This is a genomic window from Caulobacter sp. GW821-FHT05F04, assembly GCF_059419665.1.
In genome coordinates this window covers 315,272-337,494 of record NZ_JBWKSF010000003.1, presented here as the reverse complement: position 1 = coordinate 337,494, position 22,223 = coordinate 315,272, and the positions used below count along the sequence as shown (strand labels likewise).

The 22,223-nt window shown below is 68.5% G+C and carries 25 protein-coding genes and 1 pseudogene; 13 read left to right on the top strand and 13 right to left on the bottom strand.

Going from position 1 to position 22,223, the window contains the following annotated elements; genetic code table 11:
- Nucleotides 1–41: 41 nt before the first annotated feature.
- Both AC07R7_RS10210 and gpmA read right to left on the bottom strand, forming a co-directional pair.
- Nucleotides 42–1,301: a pentapeptide repeat-containing protein gene (locus tag AC07R7_RS10210; RefSeq protein ID WP_492887894.1), complete on the bottom strand. Its 1,260-nt coding sequence runs from the start codon at nt 1,299–1,301 to the stop codon at nt 42–44.
- Nucleotides 1,302–1,394: 93 nt separating this feature from the next.
- Nucleotides 1,395–2,108, bottom strand: coding sequence for a 2,3-diphosphoglycerate-dependent phosphoglycerate mutase (gene gpmA, locus AC07R7_RS10205; RefSeq protein WP_494635068.1), 714 nt, complete (start codon nt 2,106–2,108; stop codon nt 1,395–1,397).
- Between the two features lie 162 nt (nt 2,109–2,270).
- Between gpmA and AC07R7_RS10200 the strand changes: the two genes are divergently transcribed.
- The 3 genes from AC07R7_RS10200 to AC07R7_RS10190 all read left to right on the top strand — a co-directional run bounded on the left by AC07R7_RS10200 (nt 2,271) and on the right by AC07R7_RS10190 (nt 5,082).
- Entirely contained in the window at nt 2,271–2,534 is a 264-nt protein-coding gene (locus tag AC07R7_RS10200) for a hypothetical protein (RefSeq protein WP_492840041.1), read from the top strand.
- Nucleotides 2,531–3,487 carry a KpsF/GutQ family sugar-phosphate isomerase gene (locus AC07R7_RS10195; RefSeq protein ID WP_494635067.1) on the top strand — a complete coding sequence of 319 codons (957 nt, stop codon included), beginning with the start codon at nt 2,531–2,533 and terminating at the stop codon, nt 3,485–3,487. Before AC07R7_RS10200 ends, AC07R7_RS10195 begins: the two co-directional genes overlap by 4 nt.
- A gap of 98 nt (nt 3,488–3,585) precedes the next feature.
- Entirely contained in the window at nt 3,586–5,082 is a 1,497-nt protein-coding gene (locus AC07R7_RS10190; RefSeq protein ID WP_494635066.1) for a phosphomannomutase/phosphoglucomutase, read from the top strand.
- A 197-nt stretch (nt 5,083–5,279) separates the two neighbouring features.
- Here AC07R7_RS10190 and AC07R7_RS10185 read toward each other — a convergent pair whose 3' ends face one another.
- Nucleotides 5,280–5,414, bottom strand: a complete 135-nt coding sequence (locus AC07R7_RS10185; protein ID WP_494635065.1) for a hypothetical protein — start codon at nt 5,412–5,414, stop codon at nt 5,280–5,282.
- A gap of 174 nt (nt 5,415–5,588) precedes the next feature.
- Here AC07R7_RS10185 and AC07R7_RS10180 point away from each other — a divergent pair, with 174 nt between their 5' ends.
- From AC07R7_RS10180 to AC07R7_RS10170, 3 genes are read left to right on the top strand one after another with little or no spacing between them, the layout of a single operon-like run.
- Nucleotides 5,589–6,026 carry an acetyltransferase gene (locus AC07R7_RS10180; RefSeq protein WP_494635064.1) on the top strand — a complete coding sequence of 146 codons (438 nt, stop codon included), beginning with the start codon at nt 5,589–5,591 and terminating at the stop codon, nt 6,024–6,026.
- A 60-nt stretch (nt 6,027–6,086) separates the two neighbouring features.
- On the top strand, nt 6,087–7,364 hold the full coding sequence (locus AC07R7_RS10175; protein ID WP_494635063.1) for a metal-dependent hydrolase family protein: 1,278 nt from the start codon (nt 6,087–6,089) through the stop codon (nt 7,362–7,364).
- Nucleotides 7,364–7,993 carry a hypothetical protein gene (locus AC07R7_RS10170; protein WP_494635062.1) on the top strand — a complete coding sequence of 210 codons (630 nt, stop codon included), beginning with the start codon at nt 7,364–7,366 and terminating at the stop codon, nt 7,991–7,993. Before AC07R7_RS10175 ends, AC07R7_RS10170 begins: the two co-directional genes overlap by 1 nt.
- 2 nt (nt 7,994–7,995) lie before the next feature.
- Here the strand turns inward: AC07R7_RS10170 and AC07R7_RS10165 are convergent, their stop codons facing one another.
- Complete coding sequence (locus AC07R7_RS10165) at nt 7,996–8,373, bottom strand: response regulator (protein ID WP_494635061.1); 378 nt, start codon at nt 8,371–8,373, stop codon at nt 7,996–7,998.
- Nucleotides 8,374–8,521: 148 nt separating this feature from the next.
- Here AC07R7_RS10165 and AC07R7_RS10160 point away from each other — a divergent pair, with 148 nt between their 5' ends.
- From AC07R7_RS10160 to AC07R7_RS10150, 3 genes and pseudogenes are all read left to right on the top strand, one after another.
- Nucleotides 8,522–9,439 (top strand): 5'-methylthioadenosine/S-adenosylhomocysteine nucleosidase, encoded by a 918-nt coding sequence (locus AC07R7_RS10160; RefSeq protein ID WP_494635060.1) that lies wholly within the window; start codon nt 8,522–8,524, stop codon nt 9,437–9,439.
- Between the two features lie 56 nt (nt 9,440–9,495).
- Entirely contained in the window at nt 9,496–9,729 is a 234-nt protein-coding gene (locus AC07R7_RS10155; protein ID WP_199743549.1) for a CsbD family protein, read from the top strand.
- 10 nt (nt 9,730–9,739) lie between these two features.
- A pseudogene (locus tag AC07R7_RS10150) lies at nt 9,740–9,822 on the top strand (hypothetical protein); the annotation flags it as partial.
- 6 nt (nt 9,823–9,828) lie between these two features.
- On the opposite strand, the gene upp reads toward AC07R7_RS10150, so the two are convergent.
- From upp to AC07R7_RS10135, 3 genes are read right to left on the bottom strand one after another with little or no spacing between them, the layout of a single operon-like run.
- Nucleotides 9,829–10,458, bottom strand: coding sequence for a uracil phosphoribosyltransferase (upp, locus tag AC07R7_RS10145; RefSeq protein WP_492887885.1), 630 nt, complete (start codon nt 10,456–10,458; stop codon nt 9,829–9,831).
- Nucleotides 10,459–10,490: 32 nt separating this feature from the next.
- A complete protein-coding gene (locus AC07R7_RS10140; protein ID WP_494635059.1) occupies nt 10,491–12,659 on the bottom strand; it encodes a xanthine dehydrogenase family protein molybdopterin-binding subunit in 2,169 nt (722 codons plus the stop codon).
- A 2-nt stretch (nt 12,660–12,661) separates the two neighbouring features.
- Nucleotides 12,662–13,126 (bottom strand): (2Fe-2S)-binding protein, encoded by a 465-nt coding sequence (locus AC07R7_RS10135; RefSeq protein ID WP_494635058.1) that lies wholly within the window; start codon nt 13,124–13,126, stop codon nt 12,662–12,664.
- Nucleotides 13,127–13,432: 306 nt separating this feature from the next.
- Between AC07R7_RS10135 and AC07R7_RS10130 the strand changes: the two genes are divergently transcribed.
- From AC07R7_RS10130 to AC07R7_RS10115, 4 genes are all read left to right on the top strand, one after another.
- Nucleotides 13,433–13,999 (top strand): NUDIX hydrolase, encoded by a 567-nt coding sequence (locus tag AC07R7_RS10130; protein WP_492887882.1) that lies wholly within the window; start codon nt 13,433–13,435, stop codon nt 13,997–13,999.
- A gap of 80 nt (nt 14,000–14,079) precedes the next feature.
- Nucleotides 14,080–14,805, top strand: a complete 726-nt coding sequence (locus AC07R7_RS10125) for an endonuclease III domain-containing protein (RefSeq protein WP_494635057.1) — start codon at nt 14,080–14,082, stop codon at nt 14,803–14,805.
- A gap of 31 nt (nt 14,806–14,836) precedes the next feature.
- Nucleotides 14,837–15,559: a DUF72 domain-containing protein gene (locus tag AC07R7_RS10120; protein ID WP_494635056.1), complete on the top strand. Its 723-nt coding sequence runs from the start codon at nt 14,837–14,839 to the stop codon at nt 15,557–15,559.
- Nucleotides 15,560–15,648: 89 nt separating this feature from the next.
- Complete coding sequence (locus tag AC07R7_RS10115; RefSeq protein WP_494635055.1) at nt 15,649–16,062, top strand: hypothetical protein; 414 nt, start codon at nt 15,649–15,651, stop codon at nt 16,060–16,062.
- Here AC07R7_RS10115 and AC07R7_RS10110 read toward each other — a convergent pair.
- From AC07R7_RS10110 to AC07R7_RS10085, 6 genes are all read right to left on the bottom strand, one after another.
- Nucleotides 16,059–17,030 (bottom strand): M15 family metallopeptidase, encoded by a 972-nt coding sequence (locus tag AC07R7_RS10110; protein WP_494635054.1) that lies wholly within the window; start codon nt 17,028–17,030, stop codon nt 16,059–16,061. The two genes, AC07R7_RS10115 and AC07R7_RS10110, sit on opposite strands and share 4 nt — an antisense overlap.
- 17 nt (nt 17,031–17,047) lie before the next feature.
- Nucleotides 17,048–18,544 carry a CoA-acylating methylmalonate-semialdehyde dehydrogenase gene (locus tag AC07R7_RS10105; RefSeq protein WP_494635053.1) on the bottom strand — a complete coding sequence of 499 codons (1,497 nt, stop codon included), beginning with the start codon at nt 18,542–18,544 and terminating at the stop codon, nt 17,048–17,050.
- A 65-nt stretch (nt 18,545–18,609) separates the two neighbouring features.
- Nucleotides 18,610–19,134, bottom strand: a complete 525-nt coding sequence (locus tag AC07R7_RS10100) for a flavin reductase family protein (RefSeq protein WP_494635052.1) — start codon at nt 19,132–19,134, stop codon at nt 18,610–18,612.
- Between the two features lie 38 nt (nt 19,135–19,172).
- The gene (locus AC07R7_RS10095; RefSeq protein ID WP_494635051.1) at nt 19,173–20,177 is read right to left on the bottom strand and encodes a hypothetical protein; all 1,005 of its coding nucleotides are present in this window, start codon (nt 20,175–20,177) and stop codon (nt 19,173–19,175) included.
- The gene (locus AC07R7_RS10090; RefSeq protein WP_494635050.1) at nt 20,093–21,013 is read right to left on the bottom strand and encodes a glycosyltransferase family 2 protein; all 921 of its coding nucleotides are present in this window, start codon (nt 21,011–21,013) and stop codon (nt 20,093–20,095) included. Before AC07R7_RS10090 ends, AC07R7_RS10095 begins: the two co-directional genes overlap by 85 nt.
- On the bottom strand, nt 21,013–22,164 hold the full coding sequence (locus AC07R7_RS10085; RefSeq protein WP_494635049.1) for a GNAT family N-acetyltransferase: 1,152 nt from the start codon (nt 22,162–22,164) through the stop codon (nt 21,013–21,015). Before AC07R7_RS10085 ends, AC07R7_RS10090 begins: the two co-directional genes overlap by 1 nt.
- Nucleotides 22,165–22,223 lie beyond the last annotated feature (59 nt).

Here is a 22,223-nt window from a genome sequence, read left to right as displayed (position 1 = left end):
AGCGAAGCGTTAAGCATGCGTCCTTTTGTCGCGTTATTTTCTCAGATCACGTCGTCCAAGCCACGCGCCGCCAGGCGGATCGCGCCGGTCAGGTCGACGTCCTTGAGCTGAGCTCCGGTGAAGTTGGCGCGCGACACGTCCGCCCCGGCCATCCGGGCCTGGCGAAGGTCGGCGCGCGCCAGATCGGCGTTGGCCAGGATGGCGCCCGTCAGGTCCACTGGCAGCACGCGGTCGGCGGCGATCAGCAGCGGCCCCAGTTGGGCGTCGCGCAGGTCCGAGCCGGTCAGCTTGGCACCCTTCAGCCGCGCGCCGCGCAGGTCGGCCCGGCGCAGGTTGCAGGCGCGCAGGTCGGCGCCGTCCAGTTGCGCGCCCTGCATCTGCACGCCTTCCATGTCGAGGCCGTAGAACACCGCGGCCTTGGCCGAGAGGGCCGTCAGGTTGAAGCCCCGCACCGAACGCAGATTGCGCAGGTCGGCCTTGTCGAACACCGACGGCTTGCCCTCGGCGCCGCCCGTGTCGATCCACCGCGCGTGGTCGGCGATCATCTGCTCGTACGGCAGGTCCGAGACGCTGGTGCCCGACGGCTTGTCGGTCAGGGCCCCTTCCAGATTGGTGTCGTTGATGTTCCACGACATGGTCTTGGCGCCGACCAGGATCGTGTTGCGCAGGTCGGCCCCGGCCAGATTGGCGCCCGACAGGTCGGCCCCGGCCAGGTTCGCCCCGTTGAAATTGGCCTGCTTGAGGTTGGCGCGGACCAGCTTGGCGTCCTTGAGGATCGCGTCGCTGAAGTCGGCCTTGGTGGCGACGATGCCCGACAGGCGCGACCGCTCGAGATTCGCGCCCGACAGGTTGGCGCCCTTGGCGTAGGCCTCGCGCTGGACCGGCTCGATGACGCGATAGCCTTCCTTGCGGTCGGCGGCGGCGATGGAGCCTTCGCGCAGATCGGACTCGAACATGTCGGCGCCGGTCAGGTTGGCGCCGCGCAGGCTGGAGCCGCGCAGGTCGGCGCGACGCATCGAAGCGTCCGTCAGGTCCGCTCCCTGCAGATCCGCGCCGTAGAGATTGGCGTTGTCCAGCTTGGTCTTGCGCAGGTCGCAGCCGACCATCATCGCGCCGGTGAAATCGGCGTCGCACAGATTGCGGCCGGTCATCGACAGGCCCGACAGGTCGCAGAAGGCGAACACGGCGCGCGCCCCGCCCAGGCGGGCCGACCACAGGCGATCGTGCTTGGCGCAGATGACGTCGACATCATGCTGCGTCAGGCGCTTGTATTCCTGTGTCGTGCTGGCGGCGGCGCTCATGTCTGGCATGGAATCCCGGATAGGGGATCACCATGCGCAGAGCAAAATTAACGTCGTGTTTCCAAGGGTTTCTGGTGAAGCTTAGCCAGAATTTTACCCAACTTGGGGCAGAGCTTCCGCCCGGCTTTCGTCCAGGTAGCGAGCGCTGGTCGGCTTGAGCTGGTCGTCGAGCTCGATGACCAGCGGATTGCCCGTTGGGATCTCGACGCCGACGATCTTGTCGTTCGGCACGTTGAACAGATGCTTGACGATAGCCCGCAGCGAATTGCCATGGGCCGCGATCAGGACCGTCTCGCCGGCCTTCAGGTGCGGGGCGATATCGCTTTCCCAGTAGGGCAGAACGCGCACCAGGGTCGTGGCCAGGCTCTCGGTCGACGGCAGATCAGCGCCCTTGTAGCGGCGGTCCTTGCTGAAGTCGTACTCGCCGCCCGCGGCCAGCTCCGGCGGCGGGATATCGTACGAGCGGCGCCAGACGGTGACCTGCTCGACACCGTGCTTCTCGGCCGTCTCGGCCTTGTTCAGGCCCGTCAGGCCGCCGTAGTGACGCTCGTTCAGACGCCAGTCCTTGGTCACTGGCACGAAGCTCTGCTTGGCGGCGTCCAGGGCCAGATTGCCGGTGCGAATGGCCCGGGTCTGGACCGAGGTGAAGGCGTGGTCGATCTGGATGCCGGCGTCCTTGATCAGTTCGCCGCCCTTCTTGGCCTGGGCCTCGCCCTCGGCGGTCAGGTCGACGTCGACCCAGCCCGTGAAGCGATTTTCCAGGTTCCACTGGCTCTGGCCATGGCGGAGCAGGACGAGGGTCGGCATCGGCGGCTTCCTTCGCGGATCGGGGAGGTATGGGCGCGGGCTAAGGCTCCGCGGCCGCAGCGTCAAGCGCGGAGCAAGGCGCGATACGTCCGCCGCCCTCCTCTTCCCCCTCCCCCGCGCCGCGGCGCATGCTATAGGCGGGCCATGCCTGATCGCATTTTCATGCCGCTGATGGGACTGGTCGCCGCCGCGCTGATCGCCCTGTCCCTCGTCTGGCCGCAAGGCCAGGGCGCCCGTTCCTGGGGTCCGTTCGGCCACACGCCCGTGCAGCAGACGCCGGAGATGAAGGCCCGGATCCAAAAGGAGAAGGACGCCGCGATCCGCCGCGACCAGGCCGCCAAGAAAGCTGTCGAGGCCGTGGGCCAGATGCCGACCCAGGCCCCGCCGCCCGTTCCGCCCCAGGCCCCGCCCCAGGCCCCGCAATGAGCGCTTTCGACGCCGTCGCGGTCGGCCGTCGCGTGCTGAGCAGGGAGGCCGACGCGCTCAACACCCTGGCCGAGTCGCTGGGCGAGACCTTCGTCCGCGCGGTCGAGGCCGTGTTCGACGCCAAGGGCCGGGTCGTCTGCACCGGCATGGGCAAGTCTGGCCACGTGGCGCGCAAGATCGCCGCCACCCTGGCCTCGACCGGCACCTCGGCCATGTTCGTCCACCCGGCCGAGGCCAGCCATGGCGACCTCGGCATGATCGGTCCCGACGACGTGATCCTGGCCCTGTCGAAGTCGGGTGCGGGGCGCGAGCTCTCCGACACCCTGGCCTACGCCAAGCGCTTCTCGATCCCGCTGGTGGCCATGACCGCCGTGGCCGACAGCCCGCTGGGCCAGGCGGCGGACATCCTGCTGCTGCTGCCCGACGCTCCGGAGGCCACGGCCGAGGTCAATGCGCCGACCACGTCGACGACCCTGCAGATCGCCCTGGGCGACGCCCTGGCCGTGGCCTTGCTGGAGCGGCGCGGCTTCACGGCCAGCGACTTCCGCGTCTTCCACCCGGGCGGCAAGCTGGGCGCCATGTTGCGCACCGTCGCCGACCTGATGCATGGGCAGGACGAGCTCCCCTTGGTGAGCGCCGACGCGGCCATGCCCGACGCCCTGCTGGTGATGAGCGAGAAGCGCTTCGGCGCGGTCGGCGTCGTCGACGGCGGGGGCCTGCTGACCGGCCTGATCACCGACGGCGACCTGCGCCGGCACATGGACGGCCTTCTTCAGCACACGGCCGGCCAGGTCATGACCCAGCATCCGCTGACCATCGCGCCTGGCGCCCTGGCCGCCGAGGCGCTGAAGGTCATGAACGAGCGCCGCATCACCGTGCTGTTCGTGGTCGACGCCGGACGCCCAGTCGGCGTGCTGCATGTTCACGACCTACTCCGGGCCGGCGTGATCTAGGTCACATTCGACTTTATCGAACTTTGTCATGTGAACGCGCTAGTCGCCCGGTCTTTGGGCGGCTAAAGCCACGTCACCTAAACTGAAGCGAGCTTTCGATGTTCTCCGCGCCCCGCGCCGACCTCGTCCCGAATACCGCCGCCTACGAGAACGAGCCGTTGGTCAAGGCGACCGGCTTTCGCGAGTACGACGCGCGCTGGCTGTTCGGGCCCGAGATCAACCTTCTGGGCGTTCAGGCGCTGGGCCTGGGTCTCGGCACCTACATCCACGAACTGGGCCAGTCGAAGATCGTGGTCGGCCACGACTTCCGCTCGTACTCGACCTCGATCAAGAACGCCCTGATCCTGGGCCTGATCAGCGCCGGCTGCGAGGTCCACGACATCGGCCTGGCCTTGTCGCCGACCGCCTATTTCGCCCAGTTCGACCTCGACATCCCCTGCGTGGCCATGGTCACGGCCAGCCACAACGAGAACGGCTGGACCGGCGTGAAGATGGGCGCCCAGAAGCCGCTGACCTTCGGCCCCGACGAGATGAGCCGCCTCAAGGCCATCGTCCTCGGAGCCGAGTTCGTCGAGCGCGACGGCGGCAAGCTGATCCGCGTGCAGGGCGAGGCCCAGCGCTATATCGACGACGTCGCCAAGCGCGCCAGCATCACCCGCCCCCTCAAGGTCGTCGCCGCCTGCGGCAACGGCACGGCCGGCGCCTTCGTGGTCGAGGCCCTGCAGAAGATGGGCGTGGCCGAGGTCGTGCCGATGGACACCGATCTCGACTTCAACTTCCCGAAGTACAATCCCAACCCCGAAGACGCCGAGATGCTGCACGCGATGGCCCACGTCGTCCGTGAGGAGAAGGCGGACCTGGCCTTTGGCTTCGACGGCGACGGCGACCGCTGCGGCGTGGTCGATGACGAGGGCGAGGAAATCTTCGCCGACAAGATCGGCCTGATGCTGGCCCGCGACCTGGCCCCGCTGCATCCGGGCGCGACCTTCGTGGTCGACGTCAAGTCGACCGGCCTCTACGCCACCGACCCGATCCTGGCCGCCCACGGCTGCAAGGTCATCTACTGGAAGACCGGCCACAGCTACATCAAGCGCAAGAGCGCCGAGCTGGGGGCCCTGGCCGGCTTCGAGAAGAGCGGCCACTTCTTCATGAACGGCGACCTGGGCTACGGCTACGACTGCGGCCTGACCGCCGCCGCCGCCATCCTGGCCATGCTGGACCGCAATCCGGGCATGAAGCTGTCGGACATGCGCAAGGCCCTGCCGGTGGCCTTCACCTCGCTGACCATGAGCCCGCACTGCGGCGACGAGGTGAAGTACGGCGTGGTCGACGACGTGGTGAAGGAATACGAGAACCTGTTCGCCGCCGGCGGTTCGATCCTGGGCCGAAAGATCACCGAGGTGATCACGGTCAACGGCGTCCGCGTCCACCTGGAAGACGGCTCATGGGTGCTGGTCCGCGCCTCGTCGAACAAGCCGGAGGTCGTGGTCGTGGTCGAGAGCACCCGGTCCGAGGACGACATGCGCGCCCTCTTCCGCGAGGAAGTGAAGCCCCGCCTGGGCGACCGCGTCGGCAAGTACAATCAGGAGATCTGAGCCGGCTCGCCGGGCTCAAAGCAAAAGGGCCGGCGTGAAAGCGCCGGCCCTTTCGTCATTTGGCTCCGCCCTGGATCAAGACGTCTTGGTGCCTCGTTGGGCGACCGTATCCACGCGCTTCAGGGGCGGCGGGCCGCCGGTCGAGCGGGGATCGTTCAGTCCGCGCAGGGGCGAGGGCAGCGTGCCTGAATAGGTTTTCATCGCGGCGTCGCCTTGGACGGGCGGTTGGTCGCGCGCGAGCGGCTCGGCGCCACGGTGAAGAAACGGAAGATGGGAAGCATCATCGCCGCGGCGATGACGCAGGCGGCCGAAAGCTGAAAGAGCCAGTCCATTTGGAGAATCTCAAGCGTCGCCAAGCCCGAGCGTTGACCGCGATGCGGTTCGCTCCCGACGGCGACTGATCCTCATATGGGGAGCCATGGCCACGTTTATCAGGGGCGCCGCGAAATATGTCGGAACCGGCCGATCGGCTGGCGCGGAAAGCGGCGGCGGGTTAGGTCACCGCCATGATCAAGCTCCGCCCCTCGCGCCCGGAAGACGGCGCTCGCGTCGTCGAGATCTGGGCCGCCGCCGTCGACGCCACCCATGATTTTCTGACGCCGGAGGACCGGGCCGCGATCGGTCGCGATGTCGAGCGCTTCCTGCCGACCGCGCCGCTGATGCTGGCCGTCGACGACCGCGATCGACCGCTGGGCTTCATGCTGATCGTCGACAGCCACATGGAGGCCCTGTTCATCGATCCCCAGCATCGCGGGGCCGGCGTCGGCGCCATGTTGATCGACTACGCCCTGGCGGTTCACCCGGTCCTGACCACCGACGTCAACGAACAGAACGGCCAGGCCGTCGGCTTCTACGAGCACATGGGCTTCGAACGTATCGGCTGGTCGGCCACCGACGGCCAGGGCCGCCCCTACCCGCTGATCCATCTGCGCTTTGGCGTCTGATCACTTTGGTGGTTGGGGCGATTTCGGATTAGCTGCGTGACGTCAAACACGAGTCGTCCCATGCGCCGTCTGCTCACCGCCCTTGCCCTGATCCTGGCGCCCGGCCTCGCGCTCGCCGCCCAGCCCGTGCTGCTCAAGCCCGCCCGGGTCTGGACGGCCGAGAACGCCGGCCCGCCGCGCGAGGGCTGGGCCGTGCTGGTCAAGGACGGTAAGATCGCCGCCGTGGGCCCCGCCGCCCAGATCGACGCCGCGGGCGCGGAGATCGTCGACCTGCCCGGCGCAACCGTGATCCCCGGCCTAATGGACCTGCATAGCCATCTCTTCCTGCATCCCTATAACGAGACCCTGTGGGACGATCAGGTGCTGAAGGAGACGCCGACCTACCGCGCGCTGCGGGCGGCGGTGCAGGCCAAGGCGACGCTGGAGGCTGGGTTCACCACCCTGCGCGACCTCGGCACCGAGGGCGTCGGCGCGGCGGACGTTCCGCTGCGCAAGGCGATCAATGACGGCCTGATCCCGGGTCCGCGCCTGTTCGTGGCGACCAAGGCGATCGTGGCCACCGGCTCGTACGGCCCGGCCCGCAAGAACTACAATCCCGAAGCCGACCTGCCCCAGGGCGCGCAGGAAGCCAGCGGCGTGGCCGAAGTGGTCAAGGCCGTGCGCGAGCAGGCCGGCGCCGGCGCGGACTGGATCAAGGTCTACGCCGACTACCGCGTCGGACCCGATGGCTCCACGCAGCCGACCTTCTCGATCGAGGAGTTGAAGGCCCTGGTCGACGCGGCCCATTCCAGCGGTCGGCCGGTCTCGGCCCACGCCTCCAGCGACGAAGGCATGCGCCGCGCGATCGTGGCGGGCGTCGACACCATCGAGCACGGCTATGGCGGCAGCGACGCCACCTTCAAGCTGATGGCCGAGAAGGGCGTGGTGTTCTTCCCGACCCTGACGGCGGTGGAGAGCACCTCGACCTATTTCGGCGGCTACGTCGCCGGCAAGACCCCGCCGACCGCCGCCATGGTCAACGCCGAGCGCGCCTTCAAGCTGGCGGTGAAGAACGGCGTCACCATCGGCATGGGCAGCGACGTCGGCGTCTTCCGGCATGGCGACAACGCCCGCGAGCTGGTCTGGCTGGTCAAGGAGGGCATGAGCCCCGCCCAGGCCCTGCTGGCCGCCACCGCCGTCGACGCCAAGGTGCTGGGCCGGGCCAATGACCTCGGCCAGCTGAAGCCCGGCTACCTCGCCGACATCGTGGCGGTGAAGGGCGATCCGACCCGGACGATCGAGGCCACCCAAGACGTCGTCTTCGTCATGAAGGGCGGCCAGATCGTGCGGCGACCGTGATGCGCCTGGTCCCCGCCCTGCTGTTGCTGACCCTGGCCGGCCCGGCGCTCGCTGAAGCCGACCCCGGCACGCTGCAGCAGCACGACACCTTCCGCGACGCCGCCACCGCGCCGTTGGAGGACCTGAACCTCAAACGGAAGTCGATTCCGCCGGTCCTGGCCCGGGCGGTCACCGATCCCTACGACCTGACGGGCCTGACCCGCTGCGAACCGATCGCCGCCGAGATCGGCCGGCTGGACGCGGCCCTGGGTCCCGACCTCGACGAAGCCCCGCCGCCCGACGACCGCTCGCGCGGCAAGAAGGTCGCCGACGCGGCCTATGGCGCCGGGGTGGCCGGGGTCCGCGACACGACCCACGACCTGCTGCCGTTTCGGGGCTGGATCCGTCGCCTGACCGGGGCGGCCAAGCACGATCGGGCCATCGCCAAGGCCATCCAGTCCGGCGGCGTGCGACGCGGCTATCTGAAGGGTGTCGGCATGCGGATGAATTGCGCCCCGCCGGCCGCGCCCAGCTGGTTCGTACCGGTCGAGAGCAAGCCTCTGCCGCCGCCCAAGCCCGTCAGCGTGTTCGAGAACTTCCTGGCGTGGTGCAGCGAGGTCGTGGCGTGGCTGAAGAGCCTTATCGGCTGACCTCAGGCGGACTCCAGCATCGCCAGCACTTCGGCGACCAGCTTGGGACCATCGAACGGCTTCATCACATAGCCCTTGGCGCCCAGTTGCATGGCCTGAACGATGCGGTCCAGGCGGCCGTCGCCGGTCAGCATCAGCACCGGGATGTCAGCGTTTTCGGACTCCTTCAGCGCCTTCAAGGCGTCGAGACCGCTCTGACCGGGGATACGCACGTCCAGCAGGATGGCGTCGGGCCGGCGCGCGGGGACCGCCGCCATCAGCCGGTCGGCGGCCGGAAAGCTTACGACCTCCAGCCCGTCGCGGGCCAGATAGGCCTCGACCAACTCGAGCGTCGCCGCGTCGTCGTCGGCGACATAGATCAGAGGAACACGTCTGGACATCGAGCCAACGGCCTACGCGGTTTCGGATATCTGTTAAAGACTTCCCGTTTCGCGATCACAATTCAAATGAAGGCCGCTGGAAAGGCTTCCACCCTTGGGGCCGAGCGGCTGGACCGCTAAGCAGAGGCAGTTTCGCCTCGGAGTCGCCATGCGTCCGTCCTTTCCTTCCTTGGCCGCCCTCGTCCTGGCCTGCCTGTTCCTCGTTGGCGCGCCGGCCATGGCGCAAAGATTGGACGAGACCCCGCGCGTGGCGGTGATCTCGGCCTTCCCGCCCGAAATCGGCGCGCTGAACGCCGCGACCAGTGAGCAGAAGACCTTCGACGTCCACGGCGTCCGGTTCACGACGGGTCGGCTCGAGGGCAAGCCGGTCGTGGTGTTCCTCAGCGGCGTGTCGATGGTCAACGCGGCCATGACCACCCAGATGGCGCTGGACCGCTTCAACATCACCCGCATCGTATTCTCTGGCATCGCCGGCGGCGTCGACGAGGGTCTGGACATCGGTGACGTCGTAGTCGCCGACCAGTGGGCCCAGAACCTGGAAAGCGCCTTCGCCCGCGAGACGGATAAGGGTTTCGAGGTCTCGCCCGCCATCCGCAACAGTCCGCTGGCCAACTACGGGATGATCTATCCCCGCGCGATCATCCTGCCGGGGACCGACCTGTCGGCGCCGGCCCGCGTCTGGTTCCCGGCCGATCCGGCCCTGCTAGCCACCGCCCGCGAGGTCGCCGCCGAGGTCGCCCTGCAGCGTTGCGCCGTCGACAAGTGCCTGGTCCATCCGCCCAAGGTGGTGGTGGGCGGCAACGGCGTCTCGGCCCCGGTGTTCCTCGACAACGCCGGCTACCGCAAATACCTCCGCGCGACCTTCGAGGCTCGCGTCGTGGACATGGAGAGCGCCGCCGTCGCCCATGTGGCCCTGGTCAACGCGACCCCGTTCATCGCCTTCCGCAGCCTGTCGGACCTTGCCGGCGGCGGCGCGGGCGCCAACGAGATGCACACCTTCATGGCCCTGGCCTCGGACAATTCCGCGACCGTGGTGAAGGCCTTCGTCAAGGCGCTGCCGAACTAGGCCCGGATCGCTAGGGCTCCGTTCGCGTTCCTTGCGGACAACACGGAGCTTTACCCATGACCTTGCAACGTCCCCTCGCCTTCGCCCTGGCCTCGATGATCGCGCTGACGACCTTGAGCGCCTGCGACAAAGAAGCCGGCCGCAAGCAGGAGACGATCGGCAAGGTCGAGTCCGGCGTCGGCAAGGTCGTCGGCGACAAGGACCTGAAGAACGAAGGCAAGAAGGACAAGGTCGCCGGCAACCTGAAGCAGGGCGAGCTGAAGGACGCCGTCAAGGACGCCAAGAAGTAGCGACGAGTGGCCCGCCCTCGCCCTTCGACAGGCTCAGGGTGAGGGCTACTCCGCGCCAAACCTCACCCTGAGCTTGTCGAAGGGCGAGGTTTCGGCTCATCAACGCGTCCCGAACGTCCGGTCGCCGGCGTCGCCCAGGCCCGGCACGATGTAGCCGTGCTCGTTCAACGTCGCGTCGACCGCCGCCGTCCAGATCGGCACGTCGGGATGCGCGGCCCGCAGCGCCTCGACGCCCGGCTGGGCGGCCAGCAGGCAGACGAAGCGCAGATTGGTGACGCCGGCGGCCTTCAGCCGCGAGATCGCCGCGATGGCCGAATGGCCCGTGGCCAGCATCGGATCGACGACGATGACCAGGCGGCCGGCGATGTCCTCCGGCGCCTTGAAGTAGTACTCGACCGCCTCCAGCGTCTCGTGATCGCGATAAAGGCCGATATGGGCCACGCGCGCCGAGGGCACGAGGTCCAGCATCCCCTCGCACATGCCCAGGCCCGCCCGCAGGATCGGCGCGAAGACCAGCTTCTTGCCGGCGATCTCATAGGCCGTCGTCGGGGCGACCGGGGTCTCGATCTGGACCGCGTCCATCGGCAGGTCGCGGGTGATCTCATAGCAGATCAGGGTCGCGACCTCGCGCATCAGGGCCCGGAAGGTCTTCGTCGAGGTCCGCTTGTCCCGCATCTTGGTCAGCTTGTGCTGGACGAGCGGATGGCTGACGACGGTGACCTGGGACATGAAGGCGCTCGCTTGAAGAGTATCTCCCGGTCCTAGGCCAGTTGGTCGCCGATCGGCAAGCTGCGGATGCGCTTGCCGGTGGCGGCGAAGATGGCGTTGCACAGCGCCGCCGGGGTCGGCGGATAGGCCGGCTCGCCAAGGCCCGTCGGATTGTTGTCCGACAGCTTGAAGTGCACTTCGACCTCCGGCGCGTCGGCCATGCGCAGCAGCGGGAAGGTGTTGAAATTGCCCTGCTTGGCCGCGCCGTTCTCGAAGGTGATCTCCTGGCGCAGGGTGGAGCCGATGGCGTCGAGGATCGAGCCCTGCATCTGCTGCTCGGCCCCATTCGGATTGACGATCTGACGGCCGACGTCGGCGGCCGCCCAGACCTTGTCGATCTTCAGCGCCCCATCCTTGACCGTCACCTGCATGACCACCGCCACATAGCCCAGGTGGCTATAGTGGCAGGCCACGCCCAGGCCCGAGCCCTTGGGCAGTTTGCGGCCCCAGCCGGACTTCTCGGCCACGAGGTCCAGCACCCCGCGCATGCGGCCGGTGTGGAAGCTGTCGCCCTTGCCGGGCTCGCCCAGCAGGCGCGGCTCGCCCAGCAAGTCGCGGCGGAAGGCGACCGGGTCCTTGCCGGCGGCGACGGCCAGTTCGTCGGTGAAGCTCTGCAGCACGAAGCCGAAGGCGTTGTTGCCCGGCGCGCGCAACGGCCCGGTCGGCATGCCCAGCGGCATGACCGACACGTCGACGCGGTAGTTGTCTACCGCCCGGCACGGGAACTGGGTGGCGTTGAAGCCGCAGCTGGGCGCGAACTTGTCGCCCTCACCGAAGCTGACGAAGTGGTCCTTCCAGGCCGTGACCTTGCCCGAGGCGTCGAGGCCGGCGGTGAGGTTGTGCCAGGCGCCCGGACGGTAGAAGTCGTGGCGCGTGTCGTCCTCGCGCGTCCAGATCAGCTTGACCGGCGCACCGGCCCTGGCGGCGATCGCCGCGGCCTCGACCATGTAGTCGTTGTTCAGCCGCCGGCCGAAACCGCCGCCGCCGCGCACCAGGTGGATGGTGATCGCCTCTTCCGGCACGTTCAGGGCGGCCGCGACCAGCTTGCGGCCCGGCTCGGGGTTCTGGGTTGGAGCCCAGATCTCGACCTTGCCGTCCTTGACGCTGGCCGTGCAGTTCTGCGGCTCCAGCGGCGCGTGGGCGATGAAGGGATAGCTGTAGGTCGCCGCCACGACCTTGGCCGCGCTCTTCAGCGCCGCGTCGACGTCGCCGTCCGAACGGTCGGTGCGCTGCGGCGGGGCCTTGGCCAACTCGGCGGCCTTGGCGGCGAAGCCGGCGCTGGACTGGGCGGCGGTGGGGTGCTCGGCCCACTGGATCTCCAGGGCGTTGCGGCCCTTGCGCGCCGCCCACCAGCTGTCGGCCACCAACGCCACGCCGGGCAGCAGGCCGTTGAGGTTGGTCCCGCCCTCGATGATGAAGGCGTCGCGCACGCCCTTCACCGCCTTGGCCGGCGCCAGATCGACACTGGCCACCTTGGCCCCATAGACCGGCGCCTTGACGAAGGTGGCGAACAGCATGCCCGGCACAACGATATCGACGCCGTACAGCGGCTGGCCCGTGGTGATGGCGTCGAGGTTCTGGCTCTTGTGGCTCTGGCCGATGATCCGGAAGGCCTTGGGATCCTTCAGGACCAGGGTCTTGGGATCCGGCGGCGTGAGGGCGGCGGCGGCTTCCGCCAGATCGCCATAGGGCGCGCGGTTCTTGCCCGAGACGACGAAGCCCGGCTCGGTCTTGCAGCTATCGACCGGAACGTTCCAGCGCGTGGCGGCGGCCTGGATCAGCAGCGCCCGCACGGTCGCGCCGACGCGGCGCAGGCCGTCATATTCCAGCGTCGTGGCCATGCTGCCGCCGGCCACCTGGCGGCCATAGACCTTGGCGTCGGCCAGGGCCTGCTCGACGGTCACGGCCGACCACTCCACGTCCAGCTCCTCGGCGATCAGCATCGGCAGGGCCGTCTTGATGCCCTGCCCGACCTCCGGGACCTTCGAGGCGATCGTGACCTTGCCGTCCAGCGCGATGCGGACATAGGCGTTGATCCGCTTGGCCTCGGCGGCATGCCCCTCGGCGGCCATGGTGAAGCTCAGCAGCAGGCCGCCGCCGGCGGCCGCGCCGCTTTTCAGGACGAAGCGGCGTGTGGGATCGCGCAGGAGTTCGCCGTCCATGATCAGACCTCCACCTGGCCGGACGCGGCCTTGATCGCCTTCTTGACCCGCGGATAGGTCGCGCAGCGGCAGAGGTTGCCGTTCATGGCCGCCTCGATCTCGGCGTCGGTCGGCTTGGGCTTGGCGGTCAGCAGGGCCGTAGCCGACATGATCTGGCCCGCCTGGCAGTAGCCGCACTGCGGCACGTCGACCGCCTTCCACGCCTCCTGCACCTTGGCCCCGACCGGGGTCTTGCCGACGCCCTCGACGGTGGTGACAGCGCGCGCGCCGACCCGGCTGACTGGCGTGACGCAGGCGCGGACCGGCGCGCCGTTCAGGTGCACCGTACAGGCCCCGCACAGGGCCGCCCCGCAGCCGAACTTGGCCCCGACCAGGCCCAGCGTGTCGCGCAGCACCCACAGCAGCGGGGTGTCGCCGTCGACATCGGCTGTCCGGGTCTCTCCATTGACGGTCAGCGTGAAGGCCATGACGCGGCTCCGATCCCCAGTGAACGGGCGCGATCCTGCCTCAGCGAGGCTTGGCGCGCGACCCCTGTTCGGCGAAACCGCAAACGAATTTGACACCCGCGCCCGCGCGTGGTCTTCACCTCGCCCCCGGGGAGTCGATCCGTTCACAGACGATATTCATCGACGCGACTCCGCACGCGGAGCGCGCGCGAGTTGTCGCACCAACGTTCAACGCGACGACTCGGGCGATCGGGGCCACTATTCTACGTGGCTGAAATTCGCGGAACGGGCGGACCACGCGGTTCGCGGGCTTGGGATTGGGGTGACGTGGCAAGGGCGAGTGGCAATACGGGATCAGGCAAGCCGGGCGGCGGCGGCAAGCGCCGCCAGGTCGCGGCCTTGCCCTGGCGGGGCGAGGGCGAGGCCCTGCGCGTCTTGCTGGTCTCGTCGCGCGAGACCCGCCGCTGGGTGATCCCAAAGGGCTGGCCGATGAGGGACAAGCCCGACCACGCGGCCGCCGCCCAGGAAGCCTATGAGGAGGCCGGCCTGGTGGGCGTGATCGCCGACCAGCCGATCGGCGAGTACGAGTACCTCAAGAAGCTGAAAAGCGGCGCGGCGCGGTTGGTCAAGGTCGACGTCTATCCGCTGGAGGTCACCGGCGAACTCCAAGCCTGGCCGGAGAAGGGCCAGCGCACGCTGGACTGGATGACTCCGGTCGAGGCCGCCCTCGCCGTCCAGGAGCCCGCGCTACGCGACCTGATCGCCAACTTCGCCGGCGTCGCCCTGCCCGAGGAGGAGCGCCCGGCGCTCGACCCGGCGCCGACGCCCGCGCGCGTCGCCTTCCAGCGCCTGCGCCGCCGCGTGACGGCGCTGTGGGGCCGCTACAGCCGCTGATCCAACCCAAGCAAACGCCTGTGGACAACGCCGTTCGGCGCACATAATGTTCCCATTATGTTCTTGAACGGCGAGGTCCCATGCAGCTGTCCCTAGGCTTGGCCCGGTCGCCGCTGGAAAGCGTGCGCGACGCCCTGCTCTGCGAGTTCGGCCCGCAGCGGCCCGTGGCGCGCATGGACCCGATCTCCCAGTTGGTGAAGTCGTCGATCAGCGGCCGCACCCTGGACGCCGTCTCGTGGGCGGCGTTCCTGCGCCTGCGGTCCGAGTTCAAGTGCTGGGAGGACCTGGCCCAGGCGCCGGTCGCGGCCGTGGCTCGGATCATCGACGATGTCGCCTTCCCCGCCGACAAGGCCCGCCACCTGACTACCACCCTGAAGATGATCGAGGCCAAGGTCGGCTGGCTGTCGCTGAACCACCTGAAGACCCTGGAGGTCGATCAGGCCCGCTGGGAGCTGCAGGCTCTGCCCGGCGTGGGCGTCAAGGTCGCCGCCTGCGTGCTGAACTTCAGCGACTTGGCCATGCGCAGCCTGGTGGTCGACACCCACGTCCACCGCGTCGCCAAGCGCATCGGTCTGGTCGGCGCGGGCGACACGACTCAGGCCTATCACACGCTGATGGCCCTGGCGCCGGACACGTGGACCGCCGACGACCTGTTCGAACTGCACTGGCTGCTGAAGCGCGGCCTGGGCCAGATGCTGTGTCCGCACGAGGGCCCCAAGTGCGGAGCGTGCCCGATCAAGTCGATGTGCGCCAAGGCCGGCGTCGGCCACAGCGCCGACGTCCTGCCGTGGCGACCGCGGGACTGAACCCGGGCGGCGCTTCGCGCGCCGATCCCGCATGACCATCCGGATTGGCACGGCCGGTTGGAGCTTCCCGCGCGACCTCGACTTCCCGGTCGAGGGAACGGGGCTGGAGCGCTACGCGGCGCGGTTCGACTGCGTCGAGATCAACAGCGCGTTCCACCGGCCGCATCAGCGCAAGACCTATGAGCGTTGGGCGGCGACCACGCCAGAGGACTTTCGGTTCGCGGTGAAGGTCCCGCGGGCCATCACCCACGAGCGGCGGCTGGTCGGCGTGGACGATCTGCTGGCGCGGTTCCTCGACGAGACCGACGGCCTGGGCGGCAAGCGCGGGCCGCTCCTGGTGCAGTTGCCGCCGAGTCTGCGGTTCGAGCCGGGCTTGGTCGCGGCGTTCTTGAGGACCTGGCGTGGATCCACCAATGCACCGACCGTGTTGGAGGCGCGCCATCCGAGCTGGTTCCCGGCCGAGCCGGAACGGATGCTGGCGGATTTCCAAGTCGCCCGCGTCGCGGCCGATCCAGCCGTGGTTCCCGAGGCGGCCGAGCCTGGCGGCTGGCGCGACCTGATCTATCGCCGCTGGCATGGCTCGCCGGTGATCTACGAGAGCGCCTATCCGCCCGAGGCGCAGGACGCCCTCGCCGCCCGCCTCATTGATGAAACAGAGACGGCGGAAACCTGGTGCGTCTTCGACAACACCAAGTTTGGCGCGGCGACGCGGGACGCCTTGGCGATCAAACGCATCTTGTCAGCCCGGCCATAGCGCGGCGGAGAGCGGCTCCGCACCCGCCGCTTGCCCTTGGGTTCCCGATAGCGCTACGCGCTTCCGGGCTGACACGTTGAGGAATCTCGATGCCCGCTTTCGACCCCGCCCTGATGGTCGCGCCCGAAGCCCTGGCCCGCTTCCTCGAAACCGGCGACGAGACCCTGCTCGACGGCGTTTTCTCCACGGGCGACGTCACCATCCTGGAAAACTTCCCGCCGCACATCTTCCACGGCCAGGCGGGTCTGTCCCTCTGGCGCGCCACGATGGCCAAGCACGTGGGCGCCATCGGCGAACTGCATCACACGTTCGAGCGGCCGCAGGATTTCGGGGTCACGGGCGACATCGTCCACTTCACCCTGCCCACGCGCTGGAGCGGCGTGCGCGACGGCGCGCCGTTCAAGGAGCTGGGCGGCTGGACCTTCGTCCAGGTCCGCGAGGACGACCGCTGGCGGATCCGCTCGTACGGCTGGGCCGTCGTCGAGTTCGCCTGGGAGGCCTAAGCGCCCGACGCCAGCTCCGTGAAGGTCTTCGTGCCGATCGGGTAGCGACGATAGTCGCGGTAGTCGAAGTGCCACCACTCCTCGGGATAGACGGTGAAGCCCTTGGCCTCCATCGCCTGACGCAGGATCGCTCGCCGGGCCCGCTGCGCCGTCGTGCCGCCCACGAAGTCGGCGTAAGAGCGGGTCGAGAACTCGTCGTAGAGGCCGGGCATCTCGACGGCCTTGCCGGTCTTCAGGTCGTACAGGGTCAGGTCGACCGCGCAGCCACGGTTGTGCCGCGAGCCCTGCGCCGGGTCGGCGACGAACACATGGTCCTCCGGCGGCGTCGCCTCCCAGAACATCCAGGTCACGTACCAGGGACGGTAGGCGTCGTGGATCAGCAGGCCATAGCCCTGGGCCGCCAGCGCCTTGTGGATCCGCCCCAGCGCCTGCGCGGCCGGTCGCTGCAGATAGGCCGCCGGCGTCTCGTAGAGCGGGATGCCCATGAAGTTGTCCGATCCGGCATAGCGGATGTCGAGCTTGATACCAGGATCGATGGTGGTCACGTCGACGAGATCGGACGGCAAGCGCTCGCCCGGCTCGACCGGCGGCGTGGCGGCCAGGGCGCGCCGGCGCAGGGCGACCGGATCAGCGCGCACGGCCCTGTGGATCCGCTCCCGCGTCTCGGCCCCGAAGTCGTGGAAGGCCAGGGCCTTGCCGTTCAGGCGCGCCGCGCCCTTTTCCAGCACCAACTCGCCGCCGCCAGCAATGGCGTAGCGACCACCGCCCAAAGGCGTCAGCCGCGCGGACTTGAAGCCCTCGCCGTCGATATGCAGCGCCCCGTCCTTCTCGAAGACGGTGAAGGGCGCGGCCTTGTCGCCGTATTGGCCGATGGCGGCCCACTCGGCCTTCGTCTGGCCGAACGCGGTCGGGACCAGGAGCCCGGCGGCGGCGATGGACAGGAAGGATCGTCGAACCAGCATGCTCATCACCGCCCTCTGAAGGCCTATTTCATTGTCGGGATGACGAAGCTGGAGTCGCTCACCTCGCCTTCCGGCCAGCGGGCGGTCACCGTCTTGACCTTGGTGTAGAACTTCACGCCCTCGACGCCGTGCTGGTTGGTGTCACCGAACGCCGAGCGCTTCCAGCCGCCGAAGGTGTGGTAGGCGACCGGCACCGGGATCGGCACATTGATGCCGACCATGCCGACATTGACGCTGGCGGCGAACTCGCGCGCGGCGCGGCCGTTGCGCGTGAAGATGGCGACGCCGTTGCCGTACTGGTGTTCCGACGGCAGGGCCACGGCCTCCTCGAAGCTGTCGGCGCGGACCATCTGCAGCACCGGGCCGAAGATCTCCTCCTGGTAGGTCTTCATGCCCTTCCTGACGCCGTCGAACAGTGACGGGCCGATGAAGAAGCCCTTTTCGAAGCCCTGCAGCTGGAAGTCGCGGCCGTCGACGACCAGCTCCGCGCCTTCCTCGACGCCGATGCGGATGTAGTCGGCGATCTTGTCGCGATGCGCGGCGCTGACTACCGGGCCGTAGTGAGCGTCGGGGTCGGTGGAAACGCCGACCTTCAGGGTCGCGATCTCGGCGACCATGCGCTCGCGCAGCTCGTCGGCGGTCTTCTTCCCGACCGGCACCACCACCGGCAGGGCCATGCAGCGCTCGCCGGCCGAACCGAAGGCCGCTCCCGAGAGATCCTTGACCACCTGGTCCATGTCCGCGTCGGGCAGGACGATGCCGTGGTTCTTGGCGCCGCCCATGGCCTGGACGCGTTTCCCGTGCGCCGTGCCCGTCCGATAGACGTAGTGGGCGATGTCGGAGCTGCCGACGAAGCTGACGGCGCGGATCAGTGGGTGGGTCAGGATGGCGTCGACGGCGCTCTTGTCGCCGTGGATGACGTTCAGCACGCCGGCGGGCGCGCCGGCTTCCATCATCAGCTCGGCCAGCTTCACCGGCACCGTCGGATCCTTTTCCGACGGCTTGAGGATGAAGGTGTTGCCCACCGCGATGCTGATGCCGAACATCCACATCGGGATCATGGCCGGGAAGTTGAACGGGGTGATGCCCGCGCAGACGCCCAGCGGCTGGCGCATCGAATAGACGTCGATGCCGGGGCCCGCGCCCTCGGTATATTCGCCCTTCAGGATATGAGGGATGCCGCAGGCGAACTCGATGACCTCGAGGCCGCGCTGGATGTCGCCCTTGCTGTCGGCGATGACCTTGCCGTGCTCGGATGACAGGATCTCGGCCAGGCTGTTCATGTCGCGCTCGATCAGGCGCTTGAACTCGAACATCACCCGCGCGCGGCGCTGCGGGTTGGTGGCGGCCCAGCCGATCTGCGCCTTGGCGGCGACCTGGACGGCCGCGTCGAGTTCGGCGTCGGTCGCGAACTGGACGCGCGCCTGAACCTCGCCGGTGTTGGGATTGAAGACGTCGCCGAAGCGGCCGGAGGCTCCGGTCAGGGTCTGACCGTTCACGAAATGGACGATGTCTCGCATGATGCGCTCCCTAACGCTGTTTTGCGCGTCAATAGCATCCAAGGTTCACGCCGTATCGCGCGAAGTCATTCCGCGTCCACATGGACGCGGCGGAACCGGCCCTGCAGATAGACCAACGGCTCGTGGTCGGGATCGTAACGCAGCTTGACCACCCGCCCGACATAGACCCGGTGGTCGCCGGCGTCGAAGACGTGGTGCGTCTCGCACTCGAAATTGGCCATGCAGCCCGGCAGGATCGGCACGCCCGTGCGCCAGGTCTCGGTCTCGACGCCGGCGAAACGGTCGGCGTCCTTCTGGACGAACTGGCGGGCCAGGGCCTGGTGCTCGGCGTGCAGGACGTTGACCGCCCAGCGACCGGCCGCGTCCAGCGACGACAGGCTGGACGACTTCAGGTCGACGCAGACCAGGACCAGCGGCGGGTCCAGCGACACCGAGGTGAATGAATTGGCCGTCAGCCCGACCTTGCGACCGTCCTCGCGGACGGTGGTGATCACCGTCACCCCGGTCGTGAAGCATCCGAACGCATTGCGCAGGGCCCGGGCGTCGTGCTCGGCGCCCTCCCCCAGTTCGATCGTAACCGCTTTACTCATTGCCTAAGCAGTGCGGCAAAGATCGGCGGTCGGCAAGGTCAGCCGTGCACGGGCTCGACCAAAACGCCCGGTCGCGCGGCATCCAGGCCGAAGGTGATCGGCAGGTGGTGCACGTGCGGCGTCTGCAGGCCCAGGGCCTTGGCTCCACGCGCCACGGCCAGCTTGCCCAGCGCCGTCGGCCCGAAACCCTCCTGCACGCGCGGGCTCATGCCCATGCGCCGGCGCAGCACGCCGTTGGCGTAGATGACGTTGGCCCGCATCAAAGCCGGTGGGGTCATGAATTCGACCGAGATAGAGACGTTCAGCATGGGACCGTTCTCGATCCGGTGCGGAGCGTTCTGCTTCCAGGTGACCATGTTCCCGGGCGTCAGCGCCACTTCCTGAGCGCCCTTGTCCCATTCGGGTTCGAAGGCGAACTGCTCGGCGGTCTCGCGCAGGACGATCTTCTCCAGGGCCTGGTCGCCGACATAGGGGTCCGCCACCGGATAGACCCAAACCTTCTTCTCACCGCGGAGCTGCCACAGCGACACCAGCGGCACGTCGAGGTGATAGAAGACCTGGGCGTTGGCGCTGGAGATCAGCATGCCGACGTCGCGCTTGAAGGTGCGCAGGCCCGGCACGTGCGCTTCCTTGTCGGCGAAGATCTCATCGGCCAGGGCGGCGTATTCCGGCACATGGTCGTTGGTCTGGCGCAGATTCAGCCATATGCGGCCGGTCTTGGCGGCCTCCAGCAGCTGATCGCCGCTCAGATTGCCGGCCGAGCCCTTGCGCCAGGTGGTCCAGGCCTTGGGGTCGTCGCCCATGGTGAAGACGCCCAGCTTGTCGCGCGGATACTGGTCCAGCAGGCGCGCCAGCCCCTCGTCGTCGAACATCGGACGCTCGTGCAGGGCGTGCTTGAACATCAGGTTCTCGTGGCCGAAGGCCTTGGCCTTGTCCGCCGTCCAGTCGGTGATCACGCTCATGCGGTCCTCCCGTAGAATTGAATCTTGAAGGGGCCCCACCAGAGGGTCTTGCCCAGGCCCCGCGCGGCGCGGTCCAGCCATTCGGCGCGGTCCCTGGCGCGGGTCAGCCACTTGAAGCCGGCGACGGCCCCGAACACGGCGGCCTGGCCCAGACCGATGATCATCCAGCGGGCGACGCCCAGAGTGTCGCGCGGCGCGGCCGTGGCGCAGTGCGAGGTCGGGCCCTGGCCGTAGGCGAAGGCGCGGGCGATCGTGTAGCGAAGGTTCATGCGGCTGGGCACCGGCTCTTCCCAGACCCAGGCGGCCGGCTCCCAGGCGAAGCGCGCGCCGGCTGCGCGCATGTGGCCAAACAGCATGTCGTCCTCGCCGCCGATGTGATTGCGCTCGATCGCGAACGGCGTGACCGGATCCGGCAGGGCCGCGCGGCGGATCAGGCTGTCGCCGCAACCGTAGTAGTGGTCGAAGATACCGGCCTCGGCGGGACCCTCCCGCGAAAAGAAGCGCTCCAGATAGTCGCGGTGCTCGACGATGTGATCCGGGGCGCGAGTTCGAACCGGACCGAACACCACGTCGGCGTCGTAGCGGACCTGGGCCGCCAGCAGCGCCGCCAGCCAGCCGGCCGGGGCCTCCTCGTCGTCGTCCAGGAAGGCGATCAGCTCGCCCGAGGCGCGGGCCATGCCAGCGTTGCGGGCGAAGGCGACGCCGGGGCGCTTTTCATGGACGTAGACCACGGGGAACGGCGCGGCCTTGGCCAGCATGTCGGCCACGGGCTTGGCGGACGGGACTTGGTCGTTGTCGACGATCACCAGCTCCAGTTCGGCGCGGTCGACGCCGGTCTGGCCGAACACCGAGCGCGCCGCGACGGCCAGGCCGTCCGGACGCCGCTGTGTCGGGATCATGATCGTCACGCGCGGCATCAGACCTCCGGATGGCCCCCCTGGCGGCGATGCGCGCGCGAGGCCACGGCCCCGACGAAGTCGCGCACGCGGCCGGACATGGTCAGTTCGGTGCTGGCGATGGCGTCCATGCGGCGGCGCAGGCGTCCGACCGGACCCGCGCCGTGGGCGCCAGCCATCGTCCAGGCGTTCTCGATCGACAGCGCCATGCGCCCGCCGATCGTGGCGGCGGTCGCCGCGCCCTCGCCGATCGTCACGGTGTTGAGACCGTAAGACCGCTTGTAGTGGTCATGGCTGGGGCCGAGATCGTAACGGGAAAGGCCCAGTTTCGGCATCGCCGCGATGGCGCGCAGGAAGAAGATCTGGCCCGGCGACCAGGCGGCGTGTTCGGGGGAGGTCGAGGCGATCCACGGATGGTACACCTCGCCCAGGCGGACGCCGAAGTGGCCGCCCACCAGCGTGTCGCCGGCATAGAGGTTGATCATCAGCCCCCGGAAGTCGCCCGAGCGACGGGCGAACAGGTCCGCCATCAACTCGCGGGTCCAGTCGGCGCGCAAGAAGTCGTGGGCGCCGGTCCGCTCCAGCTGTTCGCGCTTCCAGTCGATCAGTTGGTTGAACGCGTCGCGCGAAACGTCGCCCGCGACCAGGCGCACCGGCCCGATCTCGCGGTCCAGCTTGTTGTCCAGGCGGCGGTAGTTCTTGATCTTCTTGGGACTCGCGGCGCGGATGGCCTCCAGATAGGCCTCGGCGGTCGTGCCCTCCAGATCAATCAGATAGGCCGTGCGGTCGGTCTCCGGCGAGGCCGGGAACAGGCCATTCGGATCGACGAGGCCGGTGTAGCGGAAAACCGAGACGTCGGCGGCGCGCAGCACCTGTCCCAGATCAAGTCCCGCATCGGGACGGGCCACCAGGCCATGATAGTCCGACAACGGAGAACCGATCGGCCGCGCTAGGCCGCCCGGACGGCGGTGATAGGCTAGAAAGCCCTGGGTCTGGCCGTCGCGGCGGACCACCGCCACGCGCGCGTCTTCCCGAACACTTCCAATGGCTTGCGCGAAGTCGGGGCCCAGCAACGGATTGCCGAAACCCGCCTGAGAGACGGCCAGGCTCCGCCACAGCGCCACGTCTTCGGCGCTCAGCAGGTTCGGGTGTAGGGTTTCGACGTCCAACATGTCCAGCTGTCCTACTCCGGCTCGGGTTAGGGAAAGATGGATCAAGGCCTGCAATCGGC